A 25044-nucleotide genomic window follows, 5' to 3' on the forward strand; every position below is an offset into this window, starting at 1 on the left:
GAAACGCGACACTGCCCGAATTGTTCAAGCGCGGCCCTTGGCAAAGAATTCCGGATAGTCCTCCATCGCCGCGGCAACGATGCGCAGCGAGGCGGCGATCCGCAGCATTTCGAGCCGATCGCTGCGTTCGCCGATGCTGGCCGCATATTGCCTTGCCACCGCGATGGTCGCGGTCTGCGGCTCGCCCGGCCGCCGGAACAACAATTCGCGCGCCAGGCCGCGTAGAAAATTGCCGATGGATTCGACTGTCTCGCGCGGCACGGCGGAATTCAGTTGCGCATGGCGCAATCGCAGCACCTCCAGCCCGACGGTGACGGCGGCGATGCTGCCGCCAAGAATGGGCTCGCCCCTGCGGCCCGTTCGCTGCACCTGCGGCATCAGCTGGTTGATCCGGTCATAGGCGAGGCTTTCGAAGGCCGAACGCCGAGGTATCCGCTCATGCAGGCAAAGCCGCGCCAGATCCTCGCGCATCGCCTGCGAGATACGCGCCACGGTGACCCAAGGGTCGGCGGGCAGCACGACGATGAAGACGCCGATGGCGATCAGGATGCCGACCAGGATCGAGGCCGAGCCCGCGAAGAACGGCCCGGGATCATAGATCATCTGCTGATGCGGGCTGAGGAAGGCGAGGAAGTTGATGGCGAAAGCGGTGGCGATGCCGACATGACGTGGATTGGCCATGCCGAGCGCCGCAGGCACCAGGATCGGCACCACGAAGAGCGTGAACCAGCCGAAGCCGGGCAGCGCCGGCAGCGCGACCTGGCCCACCAGAAAGGCAAAGGGCAGCGCGATCAAGGTGCCGGTGAAGAAACCCCAAGCCGACTGCACGGGATCGGGACGCGCCGCGAACAGGCTGGAGACGACCGCGACGAGGATGACGGTGCCGGCCGCTTCCGACCATTTGGTCGTCAGCCAGAAGACCGCGACGAGCAGCGTCGCGAGCCCGGCGCGCACGGCGTTGCGCCATGCGGCCTGATAGTCGCGGTGGACGACGAGCGCCGGCTGGCTTCGCTCATTCGATTTCCGGGAGATAGGCGAGCGAAGCGCATCGAGGCCGTCCAACACCTGCTTCAGCGCTTCGGCAAAATCGCCGGCAATGGTGAGGCGGGTGATGGTGCCCACCTTGTCCTCGGCGCCATCGATTGTACCGGCATCGTTGGGTAGCGCCGGCACCTCTCTGGCCTTGCTGGCGATCGCATCGAGCCGCGCCACCCAGGGGCCCGTGTCGTCGAGCGCGCCGGGTGTCGCCGCCAGCTCGCCGACAAAGGCTTTCAAGTCGCGTCGCATGGGGATGAGCGCCGCATTCTTCGGCGCGCGGTGGCTGTGCAGTGTACGGGCCGCCGACAGCGCCCACAGAAGCTGACCGATGGTGCGCCTCACCGGGTGGGCGCGGGGCGCGAAACTCGGCGCTTCCAGCCGCGCATAGGTGCGCATTTCAGCGAGCGTCTGGGCGTCGGTGATCAGCTTGCGCTGGAGCGCGGCAAGGCTTGCCGGATCGCCGCCGGAAAAGGCCCCGGACGCATATTCCGCGAGGTCGAGGATGCTGCGCTTCAGCCTGGAAATGATGGCGTCGGCCGCGAGCTTGGGCAGGATCAGCCGGCTGGTGACGCCGGCGCAGACGATGCCAAGCACGATCTCGGCGCAGCGCGCGATTGCCAGGTCGACGACCACATGCGGCTGTCCAAGCGCCGGCAGGCTGATGATCATCGCCGTGTAGCCGGCAAGCGCCGCGCCATAGGCCTCCGGGTTGCGCAGCAGCGAGGATACGAGCGTGCAGATGCCGATCCAGAGCGCCAGGAGAGTGACCAGCAGCCAGGGATTGCTACCGGACAGTGACGTGATGCCCACAGCGGCCAGGCCGCCGGCCAGCGTGCCGAGCAGCCGGTAGAAGCCCTTCGCCAGCACCATTCCGGCCACCGGCTGGGCGACGATGAACACCGTCATCATCGCCCATTGCGGATGGTCGAGCTTCAACGCGTAGGCAACAAGCAGCGCGATCAGCCCGGCCGAAACCGTGCGCAGGGCAAAAATCCAGTCCGAACGGGTCGGCTGCGTCAGACCGCTTAGCGGTGTCTCGACAAGCTCTTTCAGACGCGTCCAGGTCACATTCGTCTCCGTATAGGAGTCTTTATGGACCCTTCCGCGATCAGATATCCAGCACGTCCGCCTCGGCGAATTCAGCGCGCTCCTGGATGAAGCGGAAGCGGGCTTCGGGCTTGGTACCCATCAGCGCGTCGACGGCATCCTTGGTGGCCTGCTCGGCGTCGATCACGTCGACCCGCAGAAGCGTGCGCTTCTTCGGATCCATCGTGGTCTCCTTGAGCTGCGAGGCCATCATCTCGCCCAGGCCCTTGAAGCGGCCGATCTCGACCTTGCCTCGTCCGGTGAATTCGGTGCGCAGCAATTCGTCCTTATGCGCGTCGTCGCGGGCGTAGCCGACCTTGCCGCCCTGCCGGATCGAATAGAGCGGCGGCACGGCCATGTAGAGATGGCCGCCGCGGATCAGGTTCGGCATCTCCTGATAGAAGAAGGTGATCAACAGCGAAGCGATATGCGCGCCGTCGACGTCGGCGTCGGTCATGATGATCACCCGGTCGTAGCGCAGGTCCTCGTCGCGGTACTTCGAGCGCGTGCCGCAGCCGAGCGCTTGTATGAGATCGGAGATCTGCTGGTTGGCGGCTAGCTTGTCGTTGCCGGCGCTGGCGACGTTGAGGATCTTGCCGCGCAGCGGCAGCACCGCCTGGCTGGCGCGGTCGCGCGCCTGCTTGGCCGAGCCGCCGGCCGAGTCGCCCTCGACGATGAAGATCTCGGCGCCGGCGGCCGCATTCTGCGTGCAGTCGGCGAGCTTGCCCGGAAGGCGCAGCTTGCGCACGGCGGTCTTGCGCGAGACTTCTTTTTCCTGGCGTCGGCGCACGCGCTCGTCGGCGCGCGCGATGACCCATTCGAGAAGCTTCGAGGCTTCCTGCGGATTGTCGGCGAGCCAATGGTCGAACGGGTCGCGGATGGCGTTTTCAACGATGCGCATCGCCTCGATGGTCGCCAGCCTGTCCTTGGTCTGGCCGACGAATTCCGGCTCGCGAATGAACACCGACAGCATGCCGGCGGCAGAGATCATCACGTCCTCGGTGGTGATGATCGAGGCGCGCTTGTTGCCGATCAGGTCGGCATAGGCGCGCAGTCCGCGCGCCAGCACGTTGCGGAAACCGGCTTCATGCGTGCCGCCTTCGGGGGTCGGGATGGTGTTGCAGTAGGAGTTGAGGAATCCGTCGCCGCCGAACCAGGTCACCGCCCATTCCAGCGAACCGTGGCCACCCTGCTTATCGCTCTTGCCGGCAAAAACCTCGCGCGTGACCTGGAACTCGTCGCCCAGCGTCGCCTTGAGATAGTCCTTCAGGCCGCCTGGGAAATGAAACTCGGCCTTGGCCGGCGTCTGGTCCTTCTCCTTGATCAGCGACGGATCGCAGGTCCAGCGGATCTCGACGCCGCCGAACAGATAGGCCTTCGAGCGCGCCATGCGATAAAGCCGCGCCGGCTCGAAGGCGGCGCCCTTGCCGAAGATCTGCTCGTCGGGGTGGAAGCGGGTCCTCGTGCCGCGGCGGTTATGAACCTCGCCCAGATGCTCGAGGCCGCTGACCGGGACGCCGCGGGAGAAACGCTGGCGGTAGAGCTGGCGGCCGCGCGCGACCTCGACCTCGAGATGGTCGGAGAGCGCGTTGACGACGGAGACGCCGACGCCGTGCAGGCCGCCGGAGGTCTCATAGACCTTGGAGTCGAACTTGCCGCCCGAATGCAGCGTCGTCATGATGACTTCGAGCGCCGGCTTCTTGAATTTCGGATGCGGATCGACCGGGATGCCACGGCCATTGTCGGTGACGGTCAGGAAGCCGTCGGCGGAAAGCTCGACATCGATGAAGGTGGCGTGGCCGGCCACGGCTTCGTCCATCGAATTGTCGATGACCTCGGCGAACAGGTGATGCATCGCCTTGTCGTCGGTGCCGCCGATATACATGCCCGGACGGCGTCGCACCGGCTCGAGCCCCTCCAGCACCTCGATATCGGCGGCGCTGTAGCTTTCGCTGCCGTCGCGGGCGGCGGTCGAGCGCTTCGCCGCCTGCACCAGCGGATCGGCGGGGCGCGAGGGCGCGCGCACCGGCTGTGCCTGCTTTTCCATCTTGCCGAAGAGATCGTTGCTGTCGTCCATGCGAGGTCTAGCGTCCGGTAATGCGAATCAAGTCTCGATACTGCCACGCTTTTGGCGGGCGAACGAGTTCCTGTTCCGTTCAGGGATAAAACTGTCTCTTATTCCAAAACCATTCGATAACCAAGCCGGCCGAAATAGGGCGGCCCGTGCGGCCCGCTGTTCCTTATTCTTTAACATTAACGCCTAGCGTGAGGCCCAACCAACAAAAGACCACGGGCGTCAGGGGTTTCATTGTGAGGGGCAGGGTCATAACCATGATCGGTATCGCCGCCGTCTTCGGCGCGATCTCGATCTTTGCGGCGGACTTCTGGGTCAAGAGCCAGGCAAAGGCTCAGCCCGAGGTCAAGGTCGTCACGGTCGAAGCTCCGCAGCAGCCCAAGGTCGAGTTCAAAACCATCGTGGTGGCTCAGGCGCCGCTGCGCTACGGAATGGAGCTCGGACGACCACAACTCGCCGAGATTCCGTGGCCACAGGATTCCCTGCCGCAAGGCGCTTTCCCGACGATCGACAAGCTGCTTGCCGATGGCAGCCGCGTCGTGCTGTCGCCGATCGAGGTCAACGAACCGGTGCTGCTGACCAAACTGTCGGGACCGAACGGTCGCGCCACCCTTTCCAACATGCTGTCGCCCGGGATGCGGGCCGTCACCATCCGCACCGACGAGATCGCCGGCGTCGGCGGCTTCGTCACGCCGGGAGACCGGGTCGACGTCGTGCTGACGCGCGATGCCGGCGACATCCAGGAAGTATCCAAGAATGCTCAAGGGGCAGCCGGCTCGACGGTAACGTCCGAGGTCGTTGTCTCCGACGCCAAGGTGCTTTCGGTCGGTCAGGGCGCCGACGAGCGCAAGACCGAGCCGCAGGTCGCCAATTCCGTGACCCTCGAAGTCACCGACGAAGGGGCGCAGAAGGTGGCGTTGGCTCGCACCGTCGGCACGCTGTCGTTGTCGCTGCGGTCCGCCGCCGACGCAACCACCGGCAATGGAGGGATCACGACCATCTCGTCCTTCGGCGGTTCGGTCGCCGCAAAAGCACAGGCGAGCGCCGCCTCGCTTGTCAGCGCCGCGACGAAGGAATCCGACGAGCCGAAATTCAAGACGGTGATCGTGACGCGCGGCGAGAAGGTCGAGGAATACAAGGTTCCTTCACGGGAAGCGCCGCAGGAACTGCAGCAATAGCCGGTGGGGACCGGCGGGGACAGGGACAACATGTTCGGGTTTGATGCATTTCGGACGGCCGGCGGATGGCGCCTTCCTGGCGCGATCGCGCTGGCGGTGTCGCTAGCTATGCTTGGCGCCGTCGCGCCGGCAAGGGCAGGCAATGACGTCGTCTATGTCTCGGCGAACAAGAACGCCTCGATCAAGGTCGCCAAGGGCAAGCCGAAGACGATCATGACGAGCGCGGCCTTCTACCAGATCGTCATCGGCGATCCGGAGATCGCCAACGTCAACCCGCTGACCGACAAGTCCTTCTATGTGCTGGGCAACAATCTCGGCACCACCGGCATCGCCCTGTTCGATCAGAACAAGCAGCTTGTCGGCACCATCGACATCGAGGTGACGCTGGACACCGACCAACTGGCCAGCACCATCCGCGCCAGCGTGCCCGACGCCAAGATCAAAGTCGGTTCGGCAAACGGCCGCGTCGTGTTGTCGGGCGAAGCCGACGATGCGGTCGCCGCCGACAAGGCCAGCAAGATCGCGTCGCGCTTTTCCGGCAATGAGGAAGTCATCAACTCGGTGAATATCTCGTCCTCGCAGCAGGTGCAGCTCAACGTCCGCTTCGTCGAGATCAACCGCCAGGCGGGACAAGATCTGGGCGCCAAATATGGCGCCAACTTTGCCTTTGGCATGGGCGGCCGCGACGTCATCATCGATCCGGGCACGGTGCCATCGGCTGGCACTGGCGAGATCATCGGTCGGCTGCTCTCCAATGGAGTCTCGATCGACATCGCCATCAAGGCGCTGGAGGAACGCGGCCTGGCGCGGCGGCTTGCCGAGCCGAACCTGATTGCCCGTTCGGGCCAGACGGCGAGCTTCCTTGCCGGCGGCGAGTTCCCGATCCCGGTTTCGGAAGACAACGGCAAGATCAGCGTCACCTACAAGAAGTACGGCGTCGGCCTGGATTTCACGCCGACGGTGCTGAAGGACGGGCTCGTCAGCCTCGACATCGCGCCTGAAGTGTCCTCGATCGACCCGTCCGCTTCCATTCAGGTCAGCAGCGGCATTTCCATTCCGGCCTTCATCGTGCGTCGCGCCAGAACATCGGTCGATCTCAAGAACGGCCAGAGCTTCATGATCGCCGGCCTCCTGCAGTCGCAGAACGACATCACGACATCGCGGGTGCCGGGGATCGGCAAGCTACCGGTGCTCGGCCCGCTGTTTTCCTCGAAATCCTATCAGCGGCGCGAGACCGATCTGGTGATCATCGTCACGCCCTACCTGGTCAAGCCGGTCGATCCATCGAAGAAGATGGTCGAGCCGACCGACGGCACCCGGCCGGCAAGCGCCGCCGACTATTTCCTCAACAACACCGAGGAAGTGGACGCCTCGGCGCCGAAACGTCCGCTGGCGTTCGCCGACGGCGGCGCCGCCCGCTCCGTATCGGCCGCGTCCGGCCACTTCCTCGACCTGCCGAAGGACTAAGGCCATGCGCAGCCTTTCTTGCATCGCTCTGCTCCTGGCCGGTTCTGTCGTCGGCGGCTGCACCAGCGACGACTATGTGCGCACCGAAGGGGTGACGCCGGGAGTCGGCAACGCGCAGGCGTCCAACACCGCCATGCAGATGGTCGATCCGTGGAAATACGGCGTCCAGAACACAAGGCTTCTTGTGCCGGCTCAACGTCCGGGTTCCGAGACTGTCGCCGTCGGCGCGAAGGCCGGCGCCGCGTCCGCGCCGACGACATCATCAACGACTTCGAACTGACCGGGCGGGCGACGATGGCATCTGCTACCAAGACCAAGAAGATCCTGCTCGTTTCCACCGACAGGACGTTTGTGCAGGACACGCGGACGGCTTTTGCGACCTCCGAGGTCATCGAGCTCCTGACGGTGGAAAAGAGCATCAATGAGCTGCGCGGCGAAGCCCTCGAGACCGATTTCGGCACCGTCATCGTCGATATGGACGCGGCCAAGCTCGAGGAGATCGAGTCGCTGCAGCGCGTCATGCGCCGGCTGGAGGGCAGCGTTCCCGTGGTCGTCGTCACCCAGGAATTCAACGCGGCGGCGGTGCGCATCCTGGTGCAGCTCAAGGTCGCCGATTTCCTGGTCAAGCCGATCACGACGGCCGACCTCGTGCGTTCGGTCGTCCGTGCGTTGCAGGGGCCGGGGCGGGAAGAGAACACAGAATCCCATATCTATACGTTCATGCCGGCCGCCGGCGGCGTCGGCACCACCACGCTCGCCCTGCAGACAGCCTTCCAACTGCATCATTCGGTGACGCGCGGCGCCTCGACATGCGTGGTCGACCTGAACTTCCAGCAGGGCGCCTGCGCCGAATATCTCGACCTCGAACCGCGCTTCGACATCACGGAAATCGAAAATCAGCCGGAGCGCCTCGACCGGCAACTGCTCGATGTGATGCTGTCCAAGCATGCGAGCGGGCTATGCGTGCTTGCCGCTCCCACGCGCCCCTCGGACATGCGCTCGTTCAAGACCGATGTGGTGGTTCGCATGCTCGACCTCGTGGCGGCTTATTTCGACAATGTCGTCATCGATATGCCGCGCACCTGGTTCCCCTGGACCGAGACCGTGCTCTTGGGCTCCAACAAGCTCTATATCGTCGCCGAGATGACGGTGCCTTGCCTGCGCCATACGCAGCGCCTCATCCAGGCCGTCTATGAGACCGCCGGCAAGGAAGTGAAGCCCAACGTCATCGTCAACCGCTTCGAGCAGAAGATGTTCGACAGCGGCATCAAACAGGCCGATGTCCAGGAGATACTCGGCGAGCATTTCGTCGGCGGCATCTCCAACAACTACCGGTTGGTGCGCGAGGCCGTCGACCGCGGCGTGCCGTTGCACGCCATCGACCCCAACGCCAATGTCGTCAACGACCTGAAGAAGATCATCCTGCCGGAGGAGGCCGTCCAGACCACGGTCAAGTCGAATTCGCTGTTCGGCCTTGGCAAGGGCCTGCTTAGGAGGAAGGCGGGATGAACAGTCGCTTTTCCAACCTGCAGAACCGTGACCTTCGCCCGCAGCGGGCGCCGGAGCCCACGCCAGTGGTGCACAATGCGGTGATCATCCCGACGACCCGCAAGCCGGCGCCGCCGAAGCCGGAAGCGGCGCCCGCAAAAAGTGCCAACAAGGTGCTCGACGCGCGCGTGCGCATCCACCGCATGCTGCTCGAGGAGATCAACCTCGTGGCGCTGGAGCGACTGCCCAAGGACGAAATGCGCAGGCAGGTGCATGAATTCGTCTCGGAAAAGACGCGCGAGGAGCGGATGGCGATCAACATCGCCGAGCTCGATGCGCTGGTCGACGACATCGTTGACGAGATGGTCGGCCTCGGCCCGCTCGAGCCGTTGCTCAAGGACCCCGAGATCAACGACATCCTGATCAACGGCCACGAGAACTGCTTCGTCGAAAAGCGCGGTAAGCTGCAGCAGGTCCACATCCCATTCAAGGATGAAGCGCATCTGCTTAGAATCATTAATAAAATCGTCGCGGCGGTCGGCCGCCGCGTCGATGAATCGCAACCGATGGTCGACGCCCGCATGCTCGACGGCTCGCGCTTCAACGCGGCGATCCGCCCGGTCGGCGTCGACGGGCCGCTGGTGTCGATCCGCAAATTCTCCAAGAACAAGCTCGGCCTGCACAAGCTGGTCGAGTTCGGCGCTATCACCCAGAACATGGCCGAGGTGCTGGCGGCGGCGGTGCACGCCCGCAAGACCACGATCATCTCCGGAGGCACCGGCACCGGCAAGACGACTATGCTCAATGCGCTGTCTGCCTTCATCCCGGAAGACGAGCGCCTGATCACCATCGAGGACGCGGCCGAGCTGCAATTGCAGCAGCCGCATGTGGCGCGCATGGAGACGCGCCCGGCCAACATCGAGGGCCACGGCGAACTGAAGCAGCGCGACCTGGTCAAGAACGCGCTGCGCATGCGTCCCGACCGTGTGATCCTCGGCGAGTGCCGCGGCGAGGAAGCCTTCGACATGCTGCAGGCGATGAACACCGGCCATGAAGGCTCGATGGCCACCATTCATGCCAACACGCCGCGCGACGCGATCTCGCGTCTGGAACAGATGCTCGGCATGACCGGCATGCCGATGACGGTGCAGTCGATACGCAGCCAGATAGCGAGCGCCATCGACATCATCGTGCAGCTGACGCGCCTTTCCGACGGCAAGCGCAAGGTGACCAGCGTCGCCGAGGTGACCGGCATGGAAGGCGATGTCATCCAGATGCAGGAAATATTCCGCTTCGTGCGCACCGGCATGGAGGCGGACGGCAAGATCCTCGGGCACTTCGAGGCGACCGGCATCCGCCCGCGCTTCCTCGAGGACCTGCGCAACATGGGCATCGAATTCCCGGGCAAGTATTTCGAACCCGGCCGGCCGCAGGACTAGGCCGGTGTTCGAGGGATTCAGCCCGATATACGCCGTGTACGCAGCGGCGGCGCTCACCGGCATCATGATCGCCGAGGGCTGCTACCTGCTCTATGCCGGGCGCAGCGACAAGCGCATGGCGATCAACCGCCGCATGAAGCTCGCCGAGAACAAGATCAGCCAGGAGCAGGTGCTGATCCAACTGCGCAAGGAGCGCGGGATCGAGGGCCACAGCTCCGTCTTCTCCCTCGACCGTTTCCGCGCCCTGCGCACGCAGTCCGGCATGACCACGCCGTTGCCGAAGTTCCTGATGATCACATCGGGGGTCGCTTTCGCGCTGGCGCTTCTCACGATTTGGAAGGGCTTGCCCCTTCTGTTCGGCCTGATCCTGTTTCTCATACTGCTGCCGGTGCTTCCGGTGATGGCGATGCGATTCATGCGCAAGCGCCGGCACAAGCGGTTCGGGATACAGTTGCCCGAGGCGCTGGAACTGATCACGCGCGGCTTGAAGGCCGGCCATCCGGTGCCGGTGGCGATCGCCATGGTGGCGCGCGAGATGGCCGATCCCATCGGCACCGAGTTCGGCGTCGTCGCCGACGAGGTGACCTACGGCTCGGACCTGGTGTCGGCGCTGAACAATCTGTTCGACCGGGTGGGGCATGAGGACCTGCCGCTGTTCGTCACGGCCGTGTCGATCCAGAGCAGTTCGGGCGGCAATCTGCGCGAGATCCTCGACGGTCTGTCCGGGACGATCCGCGAGCGCGGCAAGCTGCGCCGCAAGGTGCGCGCCATCTCGACCGAAGGGCGCGTGTCTGCCTACATCCTGACCGCGGTGCCGGCGCTTCTGTTCACCGCCATCATGGTGCTGATGCCGCAATTCTACCAGGATGTCTGGGACGAGCCGAAGACCTGGTACATGCTGAGCGGAGCCATCCTGTGGCTGCTGCTCGGCAACGCCATCATGTTCAAGATGTCGAATTTCAGGTTCTGAAATGGAAGACGTCATCCGCTTCCTCGCTTCGCTCGCGCCGACGTCGCTGATGCCGGTCGCCGTGCTGCTCCTGGTGCTGGGCGGCGGCGCCGTCGCCTGGCCGCTTGTGCTCGCCAAGGGCGATCGCGGCGAGGTCAAGCGCCGGCTGAAGGTCGAGGTGGTGCTGCCGGCCGAGCAGGCGGAGGCTGCGCCCAAGAAGAGCACCAGCGCCGTGCGCGAGAAGGCGGTGAAACGGGCGCAGGAGTTCTATGCCAAGAGCGACCCGGAAAATGTCGCGCGGCTGCGCATGAAGCTCATCCAGGCCGGCTATATGGAGCCGCGCGCCGTCGGGATGTTCTTCCTGATCCGCTTCGCCACCCTGATCGGCGCGGCGTTGGGCGCGTTCCTGATTAACCATTGGGCGGCAAGCGCCGAGTCGACCATGACCAGCCGCTGGACCTTCATCATCCTGTCGGGCGCCGGCGGCTACTTCATGCCTGGCCTGGTGCTGACGCAGAAGGTTCGGGAGAAGATGCGCGAATACCGCAACGGCTTTCCCGATTTCATGGATCTGATGATCGTCTGCTCCGATGCCGGCATGAGCATGGAGGCCGGCATCGAGCGGGTCTCAAGAGAGCTTTCCAGGACCTATCCGTCGCTCAGCCAGAACCTGATCCTGGTGTCGCTGGAACTGCGGGCCGGGCGCAGCCTCGACGACGCGCTCAAGGCGCTCGCCGATCGTCTCAGCCTCGACGAGGTGCGCTCCTTCGCGACGCTGCTGCAGCAATCCAAGGAACTCGGCACCAGCCTGTCGGGCTCGCTGCGCGTCTTCTCCGACGAAATGCGGCACAAGCGCATGTCGCTGGCGGAGGAAAAGGCGCATGCCTTGCCGGCCAAGATGTCGGTGCCGGTGACGGTCTGCATCCTGCCGGTGGTGCTGATGATCGCCATTATTCCGATCATTGTGAAGCTGACCACCCACCATTAATCCAGGCGCCCTGCGCTGGTTAACACATCCTTGGCGCGCAACCAAAATTTAGCTGCATTTCGGCACCGAAGCTTAATCGCTCTGCTGTATCGTCTTTTCCTGAAGAACGACCCGGCAAATCGGGCGACGGGGCAGGGGCATGCGTCAGAGACTTCCCACGGCAGCGGCGGCGTTGGCAGCCATTTTGATGATTACGGGCTGCACGACGAGCAACAACGTCGACACGACCAAGACGACGGCGATCCAGCCGGTGGCCAAGGATGTCAGCGCCAACGATCTCGTCGAAGGCAAGGCGCAGTTCCGCGAGGCGAATTTCGGCCTGGCCGAACAGCATTTCCGCAAGGCGGTCGAGCTCAGATCCGACAATGCCGAAGCCTGGATGGGGCTTGCCGCATCCTATGACGAACTAGGCCGTTTCGACTTCGCAGATCGCGCCTATGCGCAGTTGTTGAAGGTCGCCGGCCGCAAGCCACAGATCGTCAACAATATGGGTTATTCGCAGCTCCTTCGCGGCAACAAGAAGAAGGCGCGCGCGCTGCTGCTCGAGGCCAAGGCCGGCATGGCCGATCAGACGGTGGTCAACGCCAATCTGGCACTTCTGAACAAGAGCTAGAGCCTATCGGGCTTTGGGTTGAACAGTTCCGCCCGAATTCCTCAGCCGCCGGCCGAACGCCGTTTCGGCGAAACGGGACAAGTTCCCCGGTATGACTTTCGTTTGTCGATTGGCGAAATCAAAGCGGCAGGGTTGAATTTCCAGCTGGCGGACGCACGCCTGTCAACCGGCTTACCAGGTGTGCAACGTCGGGCGAATATCGTTTTTCGCGTGGATCGCCTCGCGCTCCTGAAAAAGAACTGTCTCAATATAAACCAACAATTTCCAGTCTTCGCGTCTGCTGGATGCAGTGGTGGATGCTTTGTAAACCTTGTCGGAAGGTTGGGTTGAAAGGTTAGCTGAAAACGGTATCAGCGGGCCGCCGTTAACCTAGAATGCAGCGTCACTGACGACTCCCAAGAGGCGGCGGCTCAACAATGTTGGATTTTAGTTCGCTCCTGCTCGCGGCGGCGTTGTCGGGCACGTGCCTCAGCATCACCATGCTTGCGATCTGGCTCACCGCCCCGCGGGCGCGCTTCGTGCTGACGGTGGCGTGCGGCATCCTTGTGCTTGTCGCGCATGTCGTTCTGTTCTGGCAATACACCAAGGAACCTAACCCCTGGCTCTGCCAGGCAGTGCTGGTGCTGCTCAGCCTGGGCTTCCTCATCATCTGCATGTCGGCGATGCAATCTCTGGGCGTCGGCAACCATAGTAGCGTTGTTCTGCCGACGCTGGTTGCGATGGCTGCCTGCGCGGTGGTCACCTATGTCGGTTTCGACGGCGTCGGCTTCCAGATCACCTACGCGACCGTGACGGCGCTGCTTGCCGCGATCGGGGCGATGTTCTGGACAAAGGGAGATCACGACCGCCGGATCCTGCTTGTCGTTTCGTTCCTGAGCGGCGCCTGCGGCCTGTCCTTCGCGCTGTGCGGCCTGGTGCTGCTCGCCAGGGGGCAATGGGTGCTTGGCGCGGCGCCTGACAATTGGGCGGAGCGGCTGAACTCCGTCGTCGCGGTCGCCTGCATGACGGGCCTGGGCGCGCTGACGCTTTCGTTGCACCATCTGCAGGCGCAGATCGAGCTCAAGGCCGAGACGATGACCGATCCGCTGACCGGCCTGATGAACCGCAGGGCGCTCAACGAGCTTTACGGCGACCGCAGCTTCGGTCCGTTCATGGCGATCGCCATGTTCGATCTCGACCATTTCAAGACGACCAACGATGTCTTCGGCCATCCCGTCGGCGACATGGTTCTTTGCCGCTTCGCGGCGGTGATCAAGAAATACGGCAGGACAGGGGTCGACGCCTTCCGGCTCGGCGGCGAGGAATTCGCGCTCGTCATGTCGCGGATCACGCCTGAAAAGGCGCATGACATGGCAAGCCGGATCGGCGTCGCCTTCGGTACCGAGATCGTCGCGACGCATCGCGGCCCGCTGCGCAGCAGTGTCAGCGGCGGCATGGGATTCGGCTCGGCCGTGGGCCTTCCCCTGGACGAGGTGCTGGCGCAAGCGGACGCCGCGCTTTACGCGGCCAAGCGTGCCGGGCGCAACCGTGTCATCGCTGAGAACAAAATGGGCCAGCCCGATGCCGGGCCGGCCCTGAAAACCGCTTGAGTAGGGTCTAGCGGTTACTCCGCGGCGCCGAGATATTCCGACAGCGGCGGGCAGGAGCAGACCAGGTTGCGGTCGCCGGCGACATTGTCGATGCGCGAGACCGGCGGCCAGTATTTCGTCGCCAGGTCGACGTCGCCCGCTGGATAGGCGGCCTCCAGGCGCGAATAAGGATGGGTCCATGTACCGGCAAGGGCTTCCGCCGCGGTGTGCGGGGCGTTGACCAGCGGGTTGTCGGTGAGCGGCCATTCGCCCTTCGCCACTTTCGCCGCCTCGCCGGCGATGGCGACCATCGCCTCGCAGAAACGGTCGAGCTCGCGCTTGGGCTCGGACTCGGTCGGCTCGACCATCAGCGTGCCGGCGACCGGAAACGACATGGTCGGCGCGTGGAAGCCGTAGTCGATCAGGCGCTTGGCGATGTCGTCGACGCTGATGCCGGCGCGCTCTTTGAGCACGCGGGTGTCGAGGATGCATTCATGGGCGATGCGATCGTGCCTGCCCTTGTAGAGGAGCGGGAAGTGCGGCGCGAGCCGGGTCGCGATGTAGTTGGCGGAAACGATCGCCGTTTCCGTCGCCTGCTTGAGTCCCGAAGCGCCCATCATGCGGATATACATCCAGGTGATCGGCAGGATGGAGGCGCTGCCGAACGGCGCCGCCGCCACGGCATGGGTCGTGCGTTCCGTCACGTGGCCGGGCAGATAGGGCTTCAGATGGGCCTTGACGCCGATCGGACCGACACCCGGCCCGCCGCCACCATGCGGGATGCAGAAGGTCTTGTGCAGGTTCATGTGGCAGACGTCGGCGCCGATATCGCCAGGACGGGCGAGGCCGACCAGCGCGTTCAGGTTGGCGCCGTCGAAATAGACCTGGCCGCCATGTTCATGGACGATGGCGCAGAGGTCGCGCGCGCCTTCCTCGTAGACGCCATGCGTCGAGGGGTAGGTGAACATCAGCGCCGCGAGGTCCTTCGAATGCTCGGCCGCCTTGGCCTTGAGGTCCTCGACATCGATGTTGCCGTCCTCGGTGCAGCGCACCACGACGACGCTCATGCCGGCCATCGCGGCGCTCGCTGGATTGGTGCCATGCGCGGAAGACGGGATCAGGCAGACGGTGCGATGGCCTTCGCCGCGTGAGCGGTGATAGGCGCGAATAGCGAGCAGGCCGGCATATTCGCCCTGGCTGCCGGCATTTGGCTGCAAGGTCACGGCGTCGAAGCCGGTGATCTCCGACAGCCAGGCTTCGAGATCGGCGATCATGGCGCGGTAGCCGCCGGAATGGCCGGCAGGCGCGAAGGGATGCAGATCGGCGACGCTGGGCCAGCTCACCGGCATCATTTCAGCGGCGGCATTGAGCTTCATGGTGCAGGAGCCGAGCGGGATCATGGCGCGATCGAGCGCGAGATCCTTGTCGGCCAGCCTGCGCAGGAAGCGCATCATGTCGGTCTCGGAGCGGTTCTCGTGGAAGACCGGCTGCGTCAGGAACTCCTTGCCGCGCGGCTTGCCGGGCATCGAGCCGCCTTCCGCGCCAGGCTTGGCGCCGAAGAGGCCGGCGATCGCCTCGAGATCGGCTTCCGTCGAGGTCTCGTCGAAGGCGATGCTGATCTTGTCCGCATCGATGACGCGCAGCAGCCGGCCTGTCTTCTCCGCGGCGGCGGCGATCGCGCCGGCCTTGCCCTTCACCTCGGCCGTCACCGTGTCGAAGCGGCTTGCGCCGAGCACCGATACGCCGGCGGCTTTGAGACCCGAGGCGAGGCGGTCGGCAAGACCGTGGATGCGACCGGCAATCGCCTGGAGGCCGGCAGGGCCATGCCAGATCGCATAGGCCGTGGCCATGTTGGCCAGCAACGCCTGCGCGGTGCAGATGTTGGAGGTGGCCTTGTCGCGGCGGATGTGCTGCTCGCGTGTCTGCAGCGCCAGCCGGTAGCCGGGGCGGCCCTTGGTGTCGGTCGACTGGCCGACGAGACGGCCGGGCATCAGACGGGTCAGCTTGTCGGAAACGGCGCAATAAGCGGCATGCGGACCGCCGAAACCCATCGGCACGCCGAAGCGCTGCATCGGACCGACGGCGATGTCGGCGCCGAGCTTCGCCGGCGCATCCGTCAGCGTGAGCGCCAGCGGATCGGCGATGAAGACCACCAGCGCACCGGTGGCACGGGCCTTTTCGATTGCCGCCTTGTGGTCGCCAAAGACACCGAACGTGTCCGGCCAGGAAACGAGCAGCGCGGCGGTGTTGTCGTCGATCGTCTCGCCATCGACCTCGATGCCGAGCGGCTCGGCTCTGGTGCGCACGACATCCAGCGTCTGCGGATGCGGGGTGCCGGCAAGCGCCACCTTGGTGCGCTTGTCGCGATGGTGGCGCAGCGCGATGCCGACGGCTTCGGCGACGGCGGTGGCTTCATCGAGCAGCGAGGCGGACGCCACCGGCAGGCCGGTCAGCTCCGTCACCAATGTCTGGAAGTTGAACAGCATTTCCAGCCGGCCCTGACTGATCTCGGCCTGGTAGGGCGTGTAGGCCGTGTACCAGGCCGGATTCTCGAACAGGTTGCGCTGGATGACCGGCGGGACGAAGACGCCGTGATAGCCGGCGCCGATGAAGCTCTTCAGCACCGTGTTCTTCGCCATGATCGCGGACAGTTCGGCCAGCGCTTCGGCTTCGCTCGCGGGAGCGGGCAGGTCGAGTGGCCGATCGAGGCGGATCGACTTCGGCACGGCCTGGCTGATCAGCGTTTCGACGGATGGAACGCCGATGGCGGCGAGCATCGCCCTGACGTCATTGACGGAGGGACCGATATGGCGAGCCGAGAAAGGAATAGGTGCTGCGGTCATTTCCAAGATCCTGTTGTCAGCCGATATGGGCTCTGTAGGCGGCCTCATCCATGAGGCTGTCGAGTTGGCTTTCGTTGGAGAGCTTCATCTTCCAGAGCCAACCGTCGCCGGTCGCCGCCGAATTGACCAGCGAAGGGTCGGCCGACAGTGAGCCGTTGGCCTCGGTGATCTCGCCGTCGACCGGCGCGTAAACGTCCGAAGCCGCCTTGACGGATTCGACGACGACGGCTGTATCGCCCTTGGCGAGCTTGCGGCCGATTTCCGGCAACTCGACGAAAACGAGATCGCCGAGCTGCTCCTGCGCATAGTCGGTGATGCCGACAGTGGCGACGCCGCCTTCTACGCGCAGCCATTCATGGTCTTCAGTGAAATAGGTCTTTGCCATCTGGAAATCATCCTTTGCGGTAGCGGTGTGGGGTGAAGGGCAGGGACGTGACGTCCACCGGGATTTTCGTCCCGCGGACATCGGCGAAGAGTTTTGTGCCGGCCTTGGCCAGCGCGGTGTCGACATAACCCATGGCAACCGGGTGGCCGGTCGAAGGGCCGAAGCCGCCGGATGTGACGTGGCCGGCCGGATTGCCGCCAGCATCGACGAGTGCCGCGCCGGCGCGCACCGGCTGGCGGCCATCGGGCTTCAGGCCAACGCGCTTCTGCGACGGCCCGCGCTCGAGGATCGAGCGCAGCGCGTCGGCGCCGATGAAACGGCCGGCGCGGATTTCCTTGGGAATCGCCCACATCAGCCCGGCGCTCGCCGGGTCGATCTCGGGCGTCAGGTCCTGGCCATGCAGGCAAAGTCCGGCCTCGAGCCGCAGGCTGTCGCGCGCGGCAAGGCCGATCCATTGCACACGCTCGTCTTCCAGGAGTTTGGCGATGAGATCGCGCGCGTCCTTCTCCGGCAGGCCGATCTCGAAACCGTCCTCGCCGGTGTAGCCGGACCGGCTCATGAACCAGTTCTGGCGCGGCTCGATGCCATGCATGAAGAGCAGCGAGCCGGTCTCGATGCCGGCCCGTGCCAAAGCCGCCCAGGCGTCGGGACCCTGGATCGCCAGGAATACGCGGTCGAGCGGCTCGATCCTGGCGTCGAAATCCGTTGCCAGAGCACGCAGATGCTTCTCGTCCTCGATGGCGTTGCCGGCATTGGCCACGACCATGAACCGGTCTTCGCCCAGGCGCGTGACGATCAGGTCGTCGATAATGCCCGCTGCCTCGTTGAGGAAGAACGTGTATTTGGACTGCGAGATCTCCAGGGCGCCGGCATCGAGCGGGCAGGCCCGGTTCAACAGCGCCGCGGCGCCCGGACCGCCGACCTCGAACAGCTTCATATGCGAGATGTCGAACAGCCCCGCGTGCTCGCGCGTGTGAAGGTGCTCCTTCATCACGCCGGGCGGATAGGTGAGCGGCATCGACCAGCCGGCGAAAGCGCCGAAGCGCGCGCCCGCGGCCTGATGCAAATCCTCGAGGGGTAGGTGCCTGGTGTCTTCGCCTGTCATGTCTTCTCCAGAGTCGCACGCAATCGACCGCCATTGGCGGCCTAGTCCGTGCCCCTCTGTCTGAAGCCTGAGAGACTCGCGCCCCGTAACTCTGTCGGCAGCGCTTACACCTTCGGCGCGGGGCCAGGCCCCGACTTTCCAGAGTTGTCTTTCCCGTCCACGGTTCTTTTGCCTGAGAGATTTCGGGCGATTTCCCCTTCGGCGACAGCTCTCGCTGCTCTCTCCCGCAAACAGGTGGGACTCACAAAACGAGCCCCCGACGCGTCATCCATAGCCCGTCGGCGACACGTTGTCACCTCCCAGCGACATCTAAGGTGCGTCGATATTCAGGTGAGGCCGGCCCGACGTGAATCTCAGCAAAGCGCGGCCGGCAAGGCTTCGCTAACCACGCCGTTTGCCGGTTTCTCAAGACAACGCTGATAAACCTGACAGGATAATGCCTGCAAAAGGCGAGGGGCAGGGACGGCAGATGGGCGAATTGATCATGAGCGCTCCGGTGGCGGGGCTGACCTCGAAAGACAAGATCACAGCCGAGGACGTGGCAATGCTGCGGCGCGAGGTTTTCGCCGACGGCGTGGTGAGTCGCGACGAGGCGGAGGAGCTGTTCGCGCTCGACCAGACGGCGCGCGACAAATGCGGCGAATGGGCACCGTTCTTCGTCGAGGCGGTGACCGATTACATCGTCCACCAGGAAAAGCCGGAAGGCTATATCTCGGAGCAGAATGCCGACTGGCTGATCCGCACCGTCTCGCGTGACGGCATGGTCGACAGCCGCACGGAGCTCGAGCTGCTGGTGCATGTGCTGGAGGAAGCGAAATCCTCGCCCGGCCAGCTTTCGGCCTATGCGCTGGAACAGGTCGCGCATGCGGTGATCGACGGCAAGGGGCCGTTGATGCTCGGCGGCGAGCTGGTTCCGGGCTTGATCGCCAAGGCCGAGGTCGATCTCCTGCGCCGCATCCTCCATGCCTTTGGCGGCGACGGCAACATCGCTATCACCAAGGCCGAGGCAGAGGTGCTGTTCAGGATCAACGACCGAACGGCGGCCGCGGACAACGATCCGTCCTGGAACGAACTCTTCGTCAAGGCGATCGCCAATTATGTCATGTGCTCGGCCGGCTACGAGCCGCCGACGCGCGAAACGGCGCTGCGCCGCGAAAACTTCCTCGACGAGGCAGGCCCGGCGCTTGGTGGGTTCTTCAGCCGGATGGTATCGGGCGGGTTCGCCGCGATCCTCGAAGCCTATCATTCGCCCGGCGATATCGAGGCCGAATGGGAAGCCAGGAACCGGGCCGCCGAGGCGCTTGCCCGACGCGCCGAGACCATCGATGCCGACGAAGCCAAATGGCTGGCCGAGCGCATCGGTGGCGGCCAGCGGCCGCTGCGCGACAACGAGCGCGTGCTGCTGGCGCTGATCAGGCACGCTTCGCCGGAAATCCATCCGGCGCTGAAGCCGCTGCTGGATAAGGTCGCCTAGGCACTCTCTGAATCGTCTTGCAAAGGATGATGTTGGAATGGCCTTCCGGCCACCCGGGTAATTCGGCCATGCGCTCGAAGCCGGCCCTTTCGTACAGGCCAGGCGCCTGGAAGTCGTGGGTTGAAACCCATATCCGCAGCGAGCCACGCGCGGCAGCCTCGGCGATGAAGGCATCAAGCAGCTTCCTGCCGTGGCCAAGGCCTCGATAGGCCCCGTCGACCCACATCAGCGTGAGCTCGGCAATCCCGGCCCAGGAATAACCGGCGGCGATCCCGACGGCGCGCCCTTGCTCGTCTCGCAAGGCAAAGACGAGCGCACGGTCGTCGGCACGGCGAGTCAGCCGCCGATTGTCGTCATGCAGACGCTCCTCGACGGCATCAAGCTCGGCGGACGGCAGATCGTGCTCGGCCCGCAGGCGAGGGGCCATCAAATCCCGCCATACCAGTCATAGCCATTGTCTTCCCAATAGCCGCCGCGACCACCGCCGACATTGGCGAAACTGTCGACCAGCTCGATCTTGTAAATGTATTTCGGCATCTTGTAGCCGAGCTGGCGTTCGACCCGCACGCGGAGCGGCGCGCCGTTCTCGACGGGCAAAGGCTTGCCGTTGAGACCGTAGGCCAAAATGGTCTGCGGATGGCGGGCATCGATCAGGTCGATGGTGCCATAGTATTTGATGTTGCCGGAGAGGCTCTGCTCGATCGTGTCGAGGCAATGGAACATGACGTAGCGCGCCTGCGGCTTGACCACCGCCTGGTCGAGCACGAGCGACAGCGGCGTGCCGGTCCATTTGGCGATGCAGCTCCAGCCTTCGACGCAGTCGTGGCGGGTGATCTGGGTACGGCTCGGCATGTTCTGGAGCTGCTCGCGGGTCAGTGACAGCGGCTTTTCGACAAGGCCGGTCACCTCCAGGCGCCAGTCGGCAAAATTGTTGGCGAGCAGGCCCTTGTAAGTGTCGTCGTCCGGCGCGGTGACGCCGTTCGGCCGCTGCGGCTGGCGGATGTCGGCCTCGGTGAATTCCGGCGCCAGCGCGTCACGACCTGCAAGAAAGCGTTGCGCGCGCCAGGTGAGGCCATTGGCGTTTTCGAGGAAGCTGCGCAGTCCGCCGCCAATGCCGAGACCGCTGTCGAAGGCGTCGCAGCCGGAGAGCGCGATGCTGGAGAGGCCAAGGCTGCTGGCGGTCAGGAATTTACGGCGGCTGATCTGGAATTTGGCCATGTCAGACGCTCCTCTCGGTTGGCTGGTCGTGCTTCGCCGGCGGGTCGGTGCGGTACCAGCCGGTGATGATCGAGCGCAGCTCGTTGATCGGACCGGCGGCGAGGATCATCAGGATGTGGACGATGAAGAACAAAACGAGCAGCGCCATCACGGTGAAATGGATGGTGCGCGCAGTCTGCCGGCCGCCCAGGATTCCGTTGAGCCAGGGCAGCACCGAATCCATGCTCGGCGACATTGCGAGGCCGGTTATGATCATCAGCGGCAGCAGCACGAAGAGCACGCCGCCATAGGCCATTTTCTGCAGCGTGTTGTATTCCCGCGTGTGATGGAATTTCAACTTGGCGTGGTCGAAGATGTCGTGCGGCAGCTTGCGCAGGTCCGACACGCGAGGAGCGAGGTCGCGGCGGATATGGCCGTTGACCAGGCCGGCGATCAGCCAGACGAGCAGCGTGGTGGTCAGGATCCAGGCGAAGAAGAAGTGCACGACGCGGGCCGTGCCGAGATCGTAATAAGAGGGGATCGTCGCCCAGGCCGGAAAGGCGCGGGGTGTCTCTTGTCCCGGCGGACCCGACCAGCCGAGCACGCCGGTGGTGTCGAAGCGATGGCCGAGGATTTCGGTAAAACCGCGCGGACCGTTGGCGGTGTTCTCGGCGCCGATCTGGAGAATCGTGTTGTTGAATTCGAAGCCGGATTGCTTGCCGATATAAAGCTGCGGCCGCGCGTTGAAGATCTGCAGGCCGGAAAGCAGCATGAAGAACAGGGAGAAAGCCCAGATCCAGTGGGTCAACCGCGTCCAGCGCGACTGGCGATAGACGAGGGTCGTGTCCTTGCCGTCGGCCTCGGTGGCGGATCGGTTGTTGGCAACAGTGTCCATCTTGCCTCCGGGCCGCCATCGGGAAGCGGCTTTTCAGGTCATTGTCTTCCCCTCAATACGTCGCCGCACAAGGCAATGTTTCATGCGATCACGGATTTATTACGGGGAACCCAGGCTGACCGCGAGATTGACCGCCGCCGCAACGATCACCGTGTTGAAGAAAAAGGTCAGGATTGAATGGACGAGCACGACCATACGCATCTGCGAGGTGGTGATGGCCGTGTCGGCGGTCTGCGCCGTCATGCCGATGACCGTCGCGAAATAGAGGAAATCCCAGCCTTCCGGACGCTTGCCGCCGGGAAAATCGAGGCCGCCGACGGGCAACTTCTTTTGTGTTTTCTCGTCGGTCTCGCCACCGTCCTTCCAGTAGACATGCGCGTAATGCAACGATGCCATGGCGTGGATTGTGAACCAGCCGAGCGGGATCGACAGCATGGCAAAGCCGAGCTGCCAGGGGTGCGTGGCGGCTTTCTGGTTGATCAAAAGAAACAGCGAGACGATGGCCGCAACGACGACGAAGAACGTGACGGCGAAGATCAGCAGCACGGGCATGTCTGTGGCGCGGGCGTTCTTGCTGAGATAGCGGCCGGTAAGCCGTGGCATCAGCGTCAGGACCAGGACGATATAGCTTGCAAAGAATACATTGGCGCCAATGGAATAGGGGAGCGGCGCGCGCAAAAGCAGAGCTAGCAGCAGTGCGACGACGCCGATGGCAAAGGCCAGAGCGAACTGCATATGCCGATGCATCGGCGTCTTAAGGTCTTCACCCATGGCTCGGGTCCCTGAAGACGTTGGATCAGTCCGGTGTGACGGATTTGAGCGCGCGTCGCAAGATGCGGTCGAGCTCGCCGAGAAACTGCGACCTGTCCTTCGGCGTGAACGAGGCGTTGAAGCCGCGGCTTTCGCCGGTCTCGCGCAGATGCTGCTTCAGATCGCGCATCGCCACCGCCATGCCGATGGTCTCCGGCGTGAAGGGGCGGCCGGTTGGTCCCAGCACATGCGCACCGAGCGCCACCGTGCGCGCGGCGAGCGGGATGTCGGCCGTCACCACAACGTCGTTCTCCCTGGCATTCTCGACGATCCAGTCGTCCGCGGCATCGGCGCCCTTGGAGACGACGATGTTGCGGATCATCGGATCGCGCGATGGGCGCAGGCCGCCATTGGAGACGTAGGTGACGACAACGCCATGGCGCTGCGCCACCTTCTCAACCTCGGCTTTCACCGGGCAGGCGTCGGCGTCGACGTAGATAACAGGTGCAGGCATCGTTGCTTCCAAACAAATATGGGGCCGGCGTGTCGGCCAGCCCCATGGCAGAAATTGCAGGATTTGTCAGGCCGGAAGCGCGCCGGACTTCTTCGCTGTCCAGGTGGCCATATAGTCCATCAGGCCGGGGTTGAGACAGTCATAGGGCTCGAGCCCGATCGACCTCAGTTGCGCGCGGATGCCGTCCATGCGGCTGGGATCGACACCGGATTCGATGATCGAGGAGACGAAGGCGGCGAAGCCCGGCGGCGACCAGCCGTCCTCCTCGAAGCGTTCCGGATGGATGAAGGTCAGGCCCTTGAAGGGATGGTCGCGCTCGACCGGGCCGTGCATGTGGACGCCGCAGGCGGTGCAGGCGTGGCGCTGGATCAGCGCCGAGGGATCGACCACCTTCAGCTTATCGCCATTCTCGGTGACGGTGACGTCGCCTGTGCCGGCAACGGCAACCACCGAGAAGATGGCGCCTTCCGGCTTCCAGCATTTGGTGCAGCCGCAGGCGTGGTCGTGGGCGATCTGGCCCTTGACCTTCACCTTCACCGGCTTGCTGGTGCAGAGGCAAACCAGCGTGCCGCCGGAGAAGGATGCGCTTTCCTTTGGCAAGCCATTGTCAATCTTCGGATGCAGTTTCTCGGCCATTCCATTCCTCCCATGTTTTACCACAGAGGTCGCCGGCATTCCGGCCTGCGGCCTGGTGGCTTTCCTCAGTAAACCACGACGCTGCGGATCGACTTGCCTTCATGCATGAGGTCGAACCCCTTGTTGATGTCCTCGAGCTTAAGCGTATGGGTGATCATCGGATCGATCTGGATCTTCTTTTCCATGTACCAGTCGACGATCCGCGGCACGTCGGTGCGGCCGCGCGCGCCGCCGAAGGCGGTGCCCATCCAGGTGCGGCCGGTGACCAGCTGGAAGGGCCGCGTCGAGATCTCTTGGCCGGCGCCGGCGACGCCGATGATGACCGATTTGCCCCAGCCGCGATGCGAGGCTTCCAGCGCCTGGCGCATCACCTTGGTGTTGCCGGTGCAGTCGAAGGTGTAGTCGGCGCCGCCGATCTGGTCGGCGCCGCGTTTGGTCAGGTTGACCAGGTAAGGCACGATGTCGCCGTCGATCTCCTTCGGATTGACGAAATGCGTCATGCCGAACTTCTCGCCCCAGGCCTTCTTGTCGTTGTTGACATCGACGCCGATGATCATGTCGGCGCCGGCAAGGCGCAGGCCTTGGATGACGTTGAGGCCAATGCCACCCAGACCAAAGACGACGGCCGTCGCGCCCTGTTCGACCTTGGCCGTGTTGATGACCGCGCCAATGCCGGTGGTGACGCCGCAGCCGATGTAGCAGATCTTGTCGAAGGGGGCGTCCGGATTGACCTTGGCGACCGCGATCTCCGGCAACACGGTGAAGTTGGAGAAGGTCGAGCAGCCCATGTAATGGAAGAGTTTTTCGCCCCCGACCGAGAAGCGCGAGGTGCCGTCCGGCATCAGGCCTTGCCCTTGAGTGGCGCGAATGGCGGTGCACAGATTGGTCTTGCGCGACAGGCACGACGGGCACTGCCGGCATTCGGGCGTGTAGAGCGGAATGACATGGTCACCCTTCCTGACCGAGGTCACGCCCTTGCCGACATCGACCACGATGCCGGCGCCCTCATGGCCCAGAATCGCCGGAAAGATGCCTTCCGGATCGGCGCCCGACAGCGTGAATTCGTCGGTATGGCAGATGCCGGTCGCCTTGACCTCGACCAGAACCTCGCCCTCGCGCGGGCCTTCGAGGTCGACCTCCATGATCTCCAGCGGCTTTCCGGCGGCAACGGCAACGGCGGCACGCGTTTTCATGAGGCATTCCTCCCAAGCGATTTGTAAGTTTTAGCTAACGGCAAGCTGCCCGTGGCGAATGCCAGCCTGCCATCCCTTTGGTATTGGCATAACTTTAGCGAGTTCCGCGCTGGCGGCCAACGTCTCTGCGACGTTTTTCGGCGCGCTTTCTGCAATCGTCACCG

At 64.1% G+C, this 25044-nt stretch carries 23 protein-coding genes and 1 riboswitch; of the genes, 11 read left to right on the forward strand and 12 right to left on the reverse strand.

Going from position 1 to position 25044, the window contains the following annotated elements:
• Window positions 1-24: 24 nt before the first annotated feature.
• Complete coding sequence (locus DPM35_RS12770; RefSeq protein WP_112127601.1) at window positions 25-2106, reverse strand: FUSC family protein; 2082 nt, start codon at window positions 2104-2106, stop codon at window positions 25-27.
• 40 nt (window positions 2107-2146) lie between these two features.
• On the reverse strand, window positions 2147-4201 hold the full coding sequence (gene parE / locus DPM35_RS12775; RefSeq protein WP_112127602.1) for a DNA topoisomerase IV subunit B: 2055 nt from the start codon (window positions 4199-4201) through the stop codon (window positions 2147-2149).
• A 254-nt stretch (window positions 4202-4455) separates the two neighbouring features.
• Between parE and cpaB the strand changes: the two genes are divergently transcribed.
• The 9 genes from cpaB to DPM35_RS12820 all read left to right on the forward strand — a co-directional run bounded on the left by cpaB (window position 4456) and on the right by DPM35_RS12820 (window position 13909).
• Window positions 4456-5376, forward strand: a complete 921-nt coding sequence (gene cpaB / locus DPM35_RS12780; protein WP_112127603.1) for a Flp pilus assembly protein CpaB — start codon at window positions 4456-4458, stop codon at window positions 5374-5376.
• A gap of 30 nt (window positions 5377-5406) precedes the next feature.
• Window positions 5407-6843: a type II and III secretion system protein family protein gene (locus tag DPM35_RS12785; protein WP_112127604.1), complete on the forward strand. Its 1437-nt coding sequence runs from the start codon at window positions 5407-5409 to the stop codon at window positions 6841-6843.
• Between the two features lie 4 nt (window positions 6844-6847).
• Window positions 6848-7123 (forward strand): hypothetical protein, encoded by a 276-nt coding sequence (locus tag DPM35_RS12790; protein ID WP_112127605.1) that lies wholly within the window; start codon window positions 6848-6850, stop codon window positions 7121-7123.
• Between the two features lie 14 nt (window positions 7124-7137).
• Window positions 7138-8352, forward strand: coding sequence for a CpaE/TadZ family protein (locus DPM35_RS12795; protein WP_112127606.1), 1215 nt, complete (start codon window positions 7138-7140; stop codon window positions 8350-8352).
• A complete protein-coding gene (locus DPM35_RS12800; RefSeq protein WP_112127607.1) occupies window positions 8349-9770 on the forward strand; it encodes a TadA family conjugal transfer-associated ATPase in 1422 nt (473 codons plus the stop codon). The genes DPM35_RS12795 and DPM35_RS12800 overlap by 4 nt, the downstream gene beginning before the upstream one ends.
• A 4-nt stretch (window positions 9771-9774) precedes the next feature.
• Window positions 9775-10740, forward strand: a complete 966-nt coding sequence (locus DPM35_RS12805) for a type II secretion system F family protein (protein WP_112127608.1) — start codon at window positions 9775-9777, stop codon at window positions 10738-10740.
• Window position 10741: 1 nt separating this feature from the next.
• Entirely contained in the window at window positions 10742-11707 is a 966-nt protein-coding gene (locus DPM35_RS12810; protein WP_112127609.1) for a type II secretion system F family protein, read from the forward strand.
• 139 nt (window positions 11708-11846) lie between these two features.
• The gene (locus tag DPM35_RS12815) at window positions 11847-12320 is read left to right on the forward strand and encodes a tetratricopeptide repeat protein (RefSeq protein WP_112127610.1); all 474 of its coding nucleotides are present in this window, start codon (window positions 11847-11849) and stop codon (window positions 12318-12320) included.
• Window positions 12321-12736: 416 nt separating this feature from the next.
• Entirely contained in the window at window positions 12737-13909 is a 1173-nt protein-coding gene (locus tag DPM35_RS12820) for a GGDEF domain-containing protein (protein ID WP_112127611.1), read from the forward strand.
• Window positions 13910-13923: 14 nt separating this feature from the next.
• Here DPM35_RS12820 and gcvP read toward each other — a convergent pair whose 3' ends face one another.
• From gcvP to gcvT, 3 genes are read right to left on the reverse strand one after another with little or no spacing between them, the layout of a single operon-like run.
• Window positions 13924-16731 carry an aminomethyl-transferring glycine dehydrogenase gene (gene gcvP / locus DPM35_RS12825; protein ID WP_112127612.1) on the reverse strand — a complete coding sequence of 936 codons (2808 nt, stop codon included), beginning with the start codon at window positions 16729-16731 and terminating at the stop codon, window positions 13924-13926.
• Window positions 16732-16747: 16 nt separating this feature from the next.
• On the reverse strand, window positions 16748-17116 hold the full coding sequence (gene gcvH / locus DPM35_RS12830) for a glycine cleavage system protein GcvH (protein ID WP_112127613.1): 369 nt from the start codon (window positions 17114-17116) through the stop codon (window positions 16748-16750).
• 7 nt (window positions 17117-17123) lie between these two features.
• On the reverse strand, window positions 17124-18221 hold the full coding sequence (gene gcvT / locus DPM35_RS12835) for a glycine cleavage system aminomethyltransferase GcvT (RefSeq protein ID WP_112127614.1): 1098 nt from the start codon (window positions 18219-18221) through the stop codon (window positions 17124-17126).
• Window positions 18222-18371: 150 nt separating this feature from the next.
• Window positions 18372-18458: riboswitch (glycine riboswitch) on the reverse strand.
• Window positions 18459-18690: 232 nt separating this feature from the next.
• Between gcvT and DPM35_RS12840 the strand changes: the two genes are divergently transcribed.
• Window positions 18691-19695, forward strand: a complete 1005-nt coding sequence (locus DPM35_RS12840; protein WP_112127615.1) for a hypothetical protein — start codon at window positions 18691-18693, stop codon at window positions 19693-19695.
• On the opposite strand, the gene DPM35_RS12845 is transcribed toward DPM35_RS12840, so the two are convergent.
• The gene (locus DPM35_RS12845; protein WP_245431531.1) at window positions 19634-19996 is read right to left on the reverse strand and encodes a GNAT family N-acetyltransferase; all 363 of its coding nucleotides are present in this window, start codon (window positions 19994-19996) and stop codon (window positions 19634-19636) included. The genes DPM35_RS12840 and DPM35_RS12845 overlap by 62 nt on opposite strands.
• Between DPM35_RS12845 and DPM35_RS32835 the strand changes: the two genes are divergently transcribed.
• Window positions 19886-20146, forward strand: coding sequence for a hypothetical protein (locus DPM35_RS32835; RefSeq protein ID WP_245431533.1), 261 nt, complete (start codon window positions 19886-19888; stop codon window positions 20144-20146). The genes DPM35_RS12845 and DPM35_RS32835 overlap by 111 nt on opposite strands.
• On the opposite strand, the gene DPM35_RS12850 is transcribed toward DPM35_RS32835, so the two are convergent.
• The 6 genes from DPM35_RS12850 to DPM35_RS12875 all read right to left on the reverse strand — a co-directional run bounded on the left by DPM35_RS12850 (window position 20122) and on the right by DPM35_RS12875 (window position 24880).
• Window positions 20122-20913 (reverse strand): molybdopterin-binding protein, encoded by a 792-nt coding sequence (locus DPM35_RS12850; protein WP_112127617.1) that lies wholly within the window; start codon window positions 20911-20913, stop codon window positions 20122-20124. The genes DPM35_RS32835 and DPM35_RS12850 overlap by 25 nt on opposite strands.
• 1 nt (window position 20914) lies before the next feature.
• Window positions 20915-21787, reverse strand: coding sequence for a cytochrome b/b6 domain-containing protein (locus DPM35_RS12855; RefSeq protein WP_112127618.1), 873 nt, complete (start codon window positions 21785-21787; stop codon window positions 20915-20917).
• A gap of 99 nt (window positions 21788-21886) precedes the next feature.
• A complete protein-coding gene (locus DPM35_RS12860; RefSeq protein WP_112127619.1) occupies window positions 21887-22558 on the reverse strand; it encodes a DUF1345 domain-containing protein in 672 nt (223 codons plus the stop codon).
• Window positions 22559-22583: 25 nt separating this feature from the next.
• Window positions 22584-23051, reverse strand: coding sequence for a YaiI/YqxD family protein (locus DPM35_RS12865; RefSeq protein ID WP_112127620.1), 468 nt, complete (start codon window positions 23049-23051; stop codon window positions 22584-22586).
• 66 nt (window positions 23052-23117) lie between these two features.
• Window positions 23118-23687, reverse strand: coding sequence for an S-(hydroxymethyl)glutathione synthase (gfa, locus tag DPM35_RS12870; RefSeq protein WP_112127621.1), 570 nt, complete (start codon window positions 23685-23687; stop codon window positions 23118-23120).
• Window positions 23688-23752: 65 nt separating this feature from the next.
• Window positions 23753-24880, reverse strand: coding sequence for an S-(hydroxymethyl)glutathione dehydrogenase/class III alcohol dehydrogenase (locus DPM35_RS12875; RefSeq protein WP_112127622.1), 1128 nt, complete (start codon window positions 24878-24880; stop codon window positions 23753-23755).
• Between the last annotated feature and the right edge of the window lie 164 nt (window positions 24881-25044).

Origin of the sequence: Mesorhizobium atlanticum, assembly GCF_003289965.1 — a bacterium.
Classification (GTDB): domain Bacteria; phylum Pseudomonadota; class Alphaproteobacteria; order Rhizobiales; family Rhizobiaceae; genus Mesorhizobium; species Mesorhizobium atlanticum.

Coding starts and splice junctions, on each gene's coding strand:
- parE (WP_112127602.1), bottom strand. CDS start 4,201: ATGGACGACAGCAACGATCTCTTCGGCAAGATGGAAAAGCAGGCACAG.
- cpaB (WP_112127603.1), top strand. CDS start 4,456: ATGATCGGTATCGCCGCCGTCTTCGGCGCGATCTCGATCTTTGCGGCG.
- DPM35_RS12785 (WP_112127604.1), top strand. CDS start 5,407: ATGTTCGGGTTTGATGCATTTCGGACGGCCGGCGGATGGCGCCTTCCT.
- DPM35_RS12790 (WP_112127605.1), top strand. CDS start 6,848: ATGCGCAGCCTTTCTTGCATCGCTCTGCTCCTGGCCGGTTCTGTCGTC.
- DPM35_RS12795 (WP_112127606.1), top strand. CDS start 7,138: ATGGCATCTGCTACCAAGACCAAGAAGATCCTGCTCGTTTCCACCGAC.
- DPM35_RS12800 (WP_112127607.1), top strand. CDS start 8,349: ATGAACAGTCGCTTTTCCAACCTGCAGAACCGTGACCTTCGCCCGCAG.
- DPM35_RS12810 (WP_112127609.1), top strand. CDS start 10,742: ATGGAAGACGTCATCCGCTTCCTCGCTTCGCTCGCGCCGACGTCGCTG.
- DPM35_RS12815 (WP_112127610.1), top strand. CDS start 11,847: ATGCGTCAGAGACTTCCCACGGCAGCGGCGGCGTTGGCAGCCATTTTG.
- DPM35_RS12820 (WP_112127611.1), top strand. CDS start 12,737: ATGTTGGATTTTAGTTCGCTCCTGCTCGCGGCGGCGTTGTCGGGCACG.
- gcvP (WP_112127612.1), bottom strand. CDS start 16,731: ATGACCGCAGCACCTATTCCTTTCTCGGCTCGCCATATCGGTCCCTCC.
- gcvH (WP_112127613.1), bottom strand. CDS start 17,116: ATGGCAAAGACCTATTTCACTGAAGACCATGAATGGCTGCGCGTAGAA.
- gcvT (WP_112127614.1), bottom strand. CDS start 18,221: ATGACAGGCGAAGACACCAGGCACCTACCCCTCGAGGATTTGCATCAG.
- DPM35_RS12840 (WP_112127615.1), top strand. CDS start 18,691: ATGGGCGAATTGATCATGAGCGCTCCGGTGGCGGGGCTGACCTCGAAA.
- DPM35_RS12850 (WP_112127617.1), bottom strand. CDS start 20,913: ATGGCCAAATTCCAGATCAGCCGCCGTAAATTCCTGACCGCCAGCAGC.
- DPM35_RS12855 (WP_112127618.1), bottom strand. CDS start 21,787: ATGGACACTGTTGCCAACAACCGATCCGCCACCGAGGCCGACGGCAAG.
- DPM35_RS12860 (WP_112127619.1), bottom strand. CDS start 22,558: ATGGGTGAAGACCTTAAGACGCCGATGCATCGGCATATGCAGTTCGCT.
- DPM35_RS12865 (WP_112127620.1), bottom strand. CDS start 23,051: ATGCCTGCACCTGTTATCTACGTCGACGCCGACGCCTGCCCGGTGAAA.
- gfa (WP_112127621.1), bottom strand. CDS start 23,687: ATGGCCGAGAAACTGCATCCGAAGATTGACAATGGCTTGCCAAAGGAA.
- DPM35_RS12875 (WP_112127622.1), bottom strand. CDS start 24,880: ATGAAAACGCGTGCCGCCGTTGCCGTTGCCGCCGGAAAGCCGCTGGAG.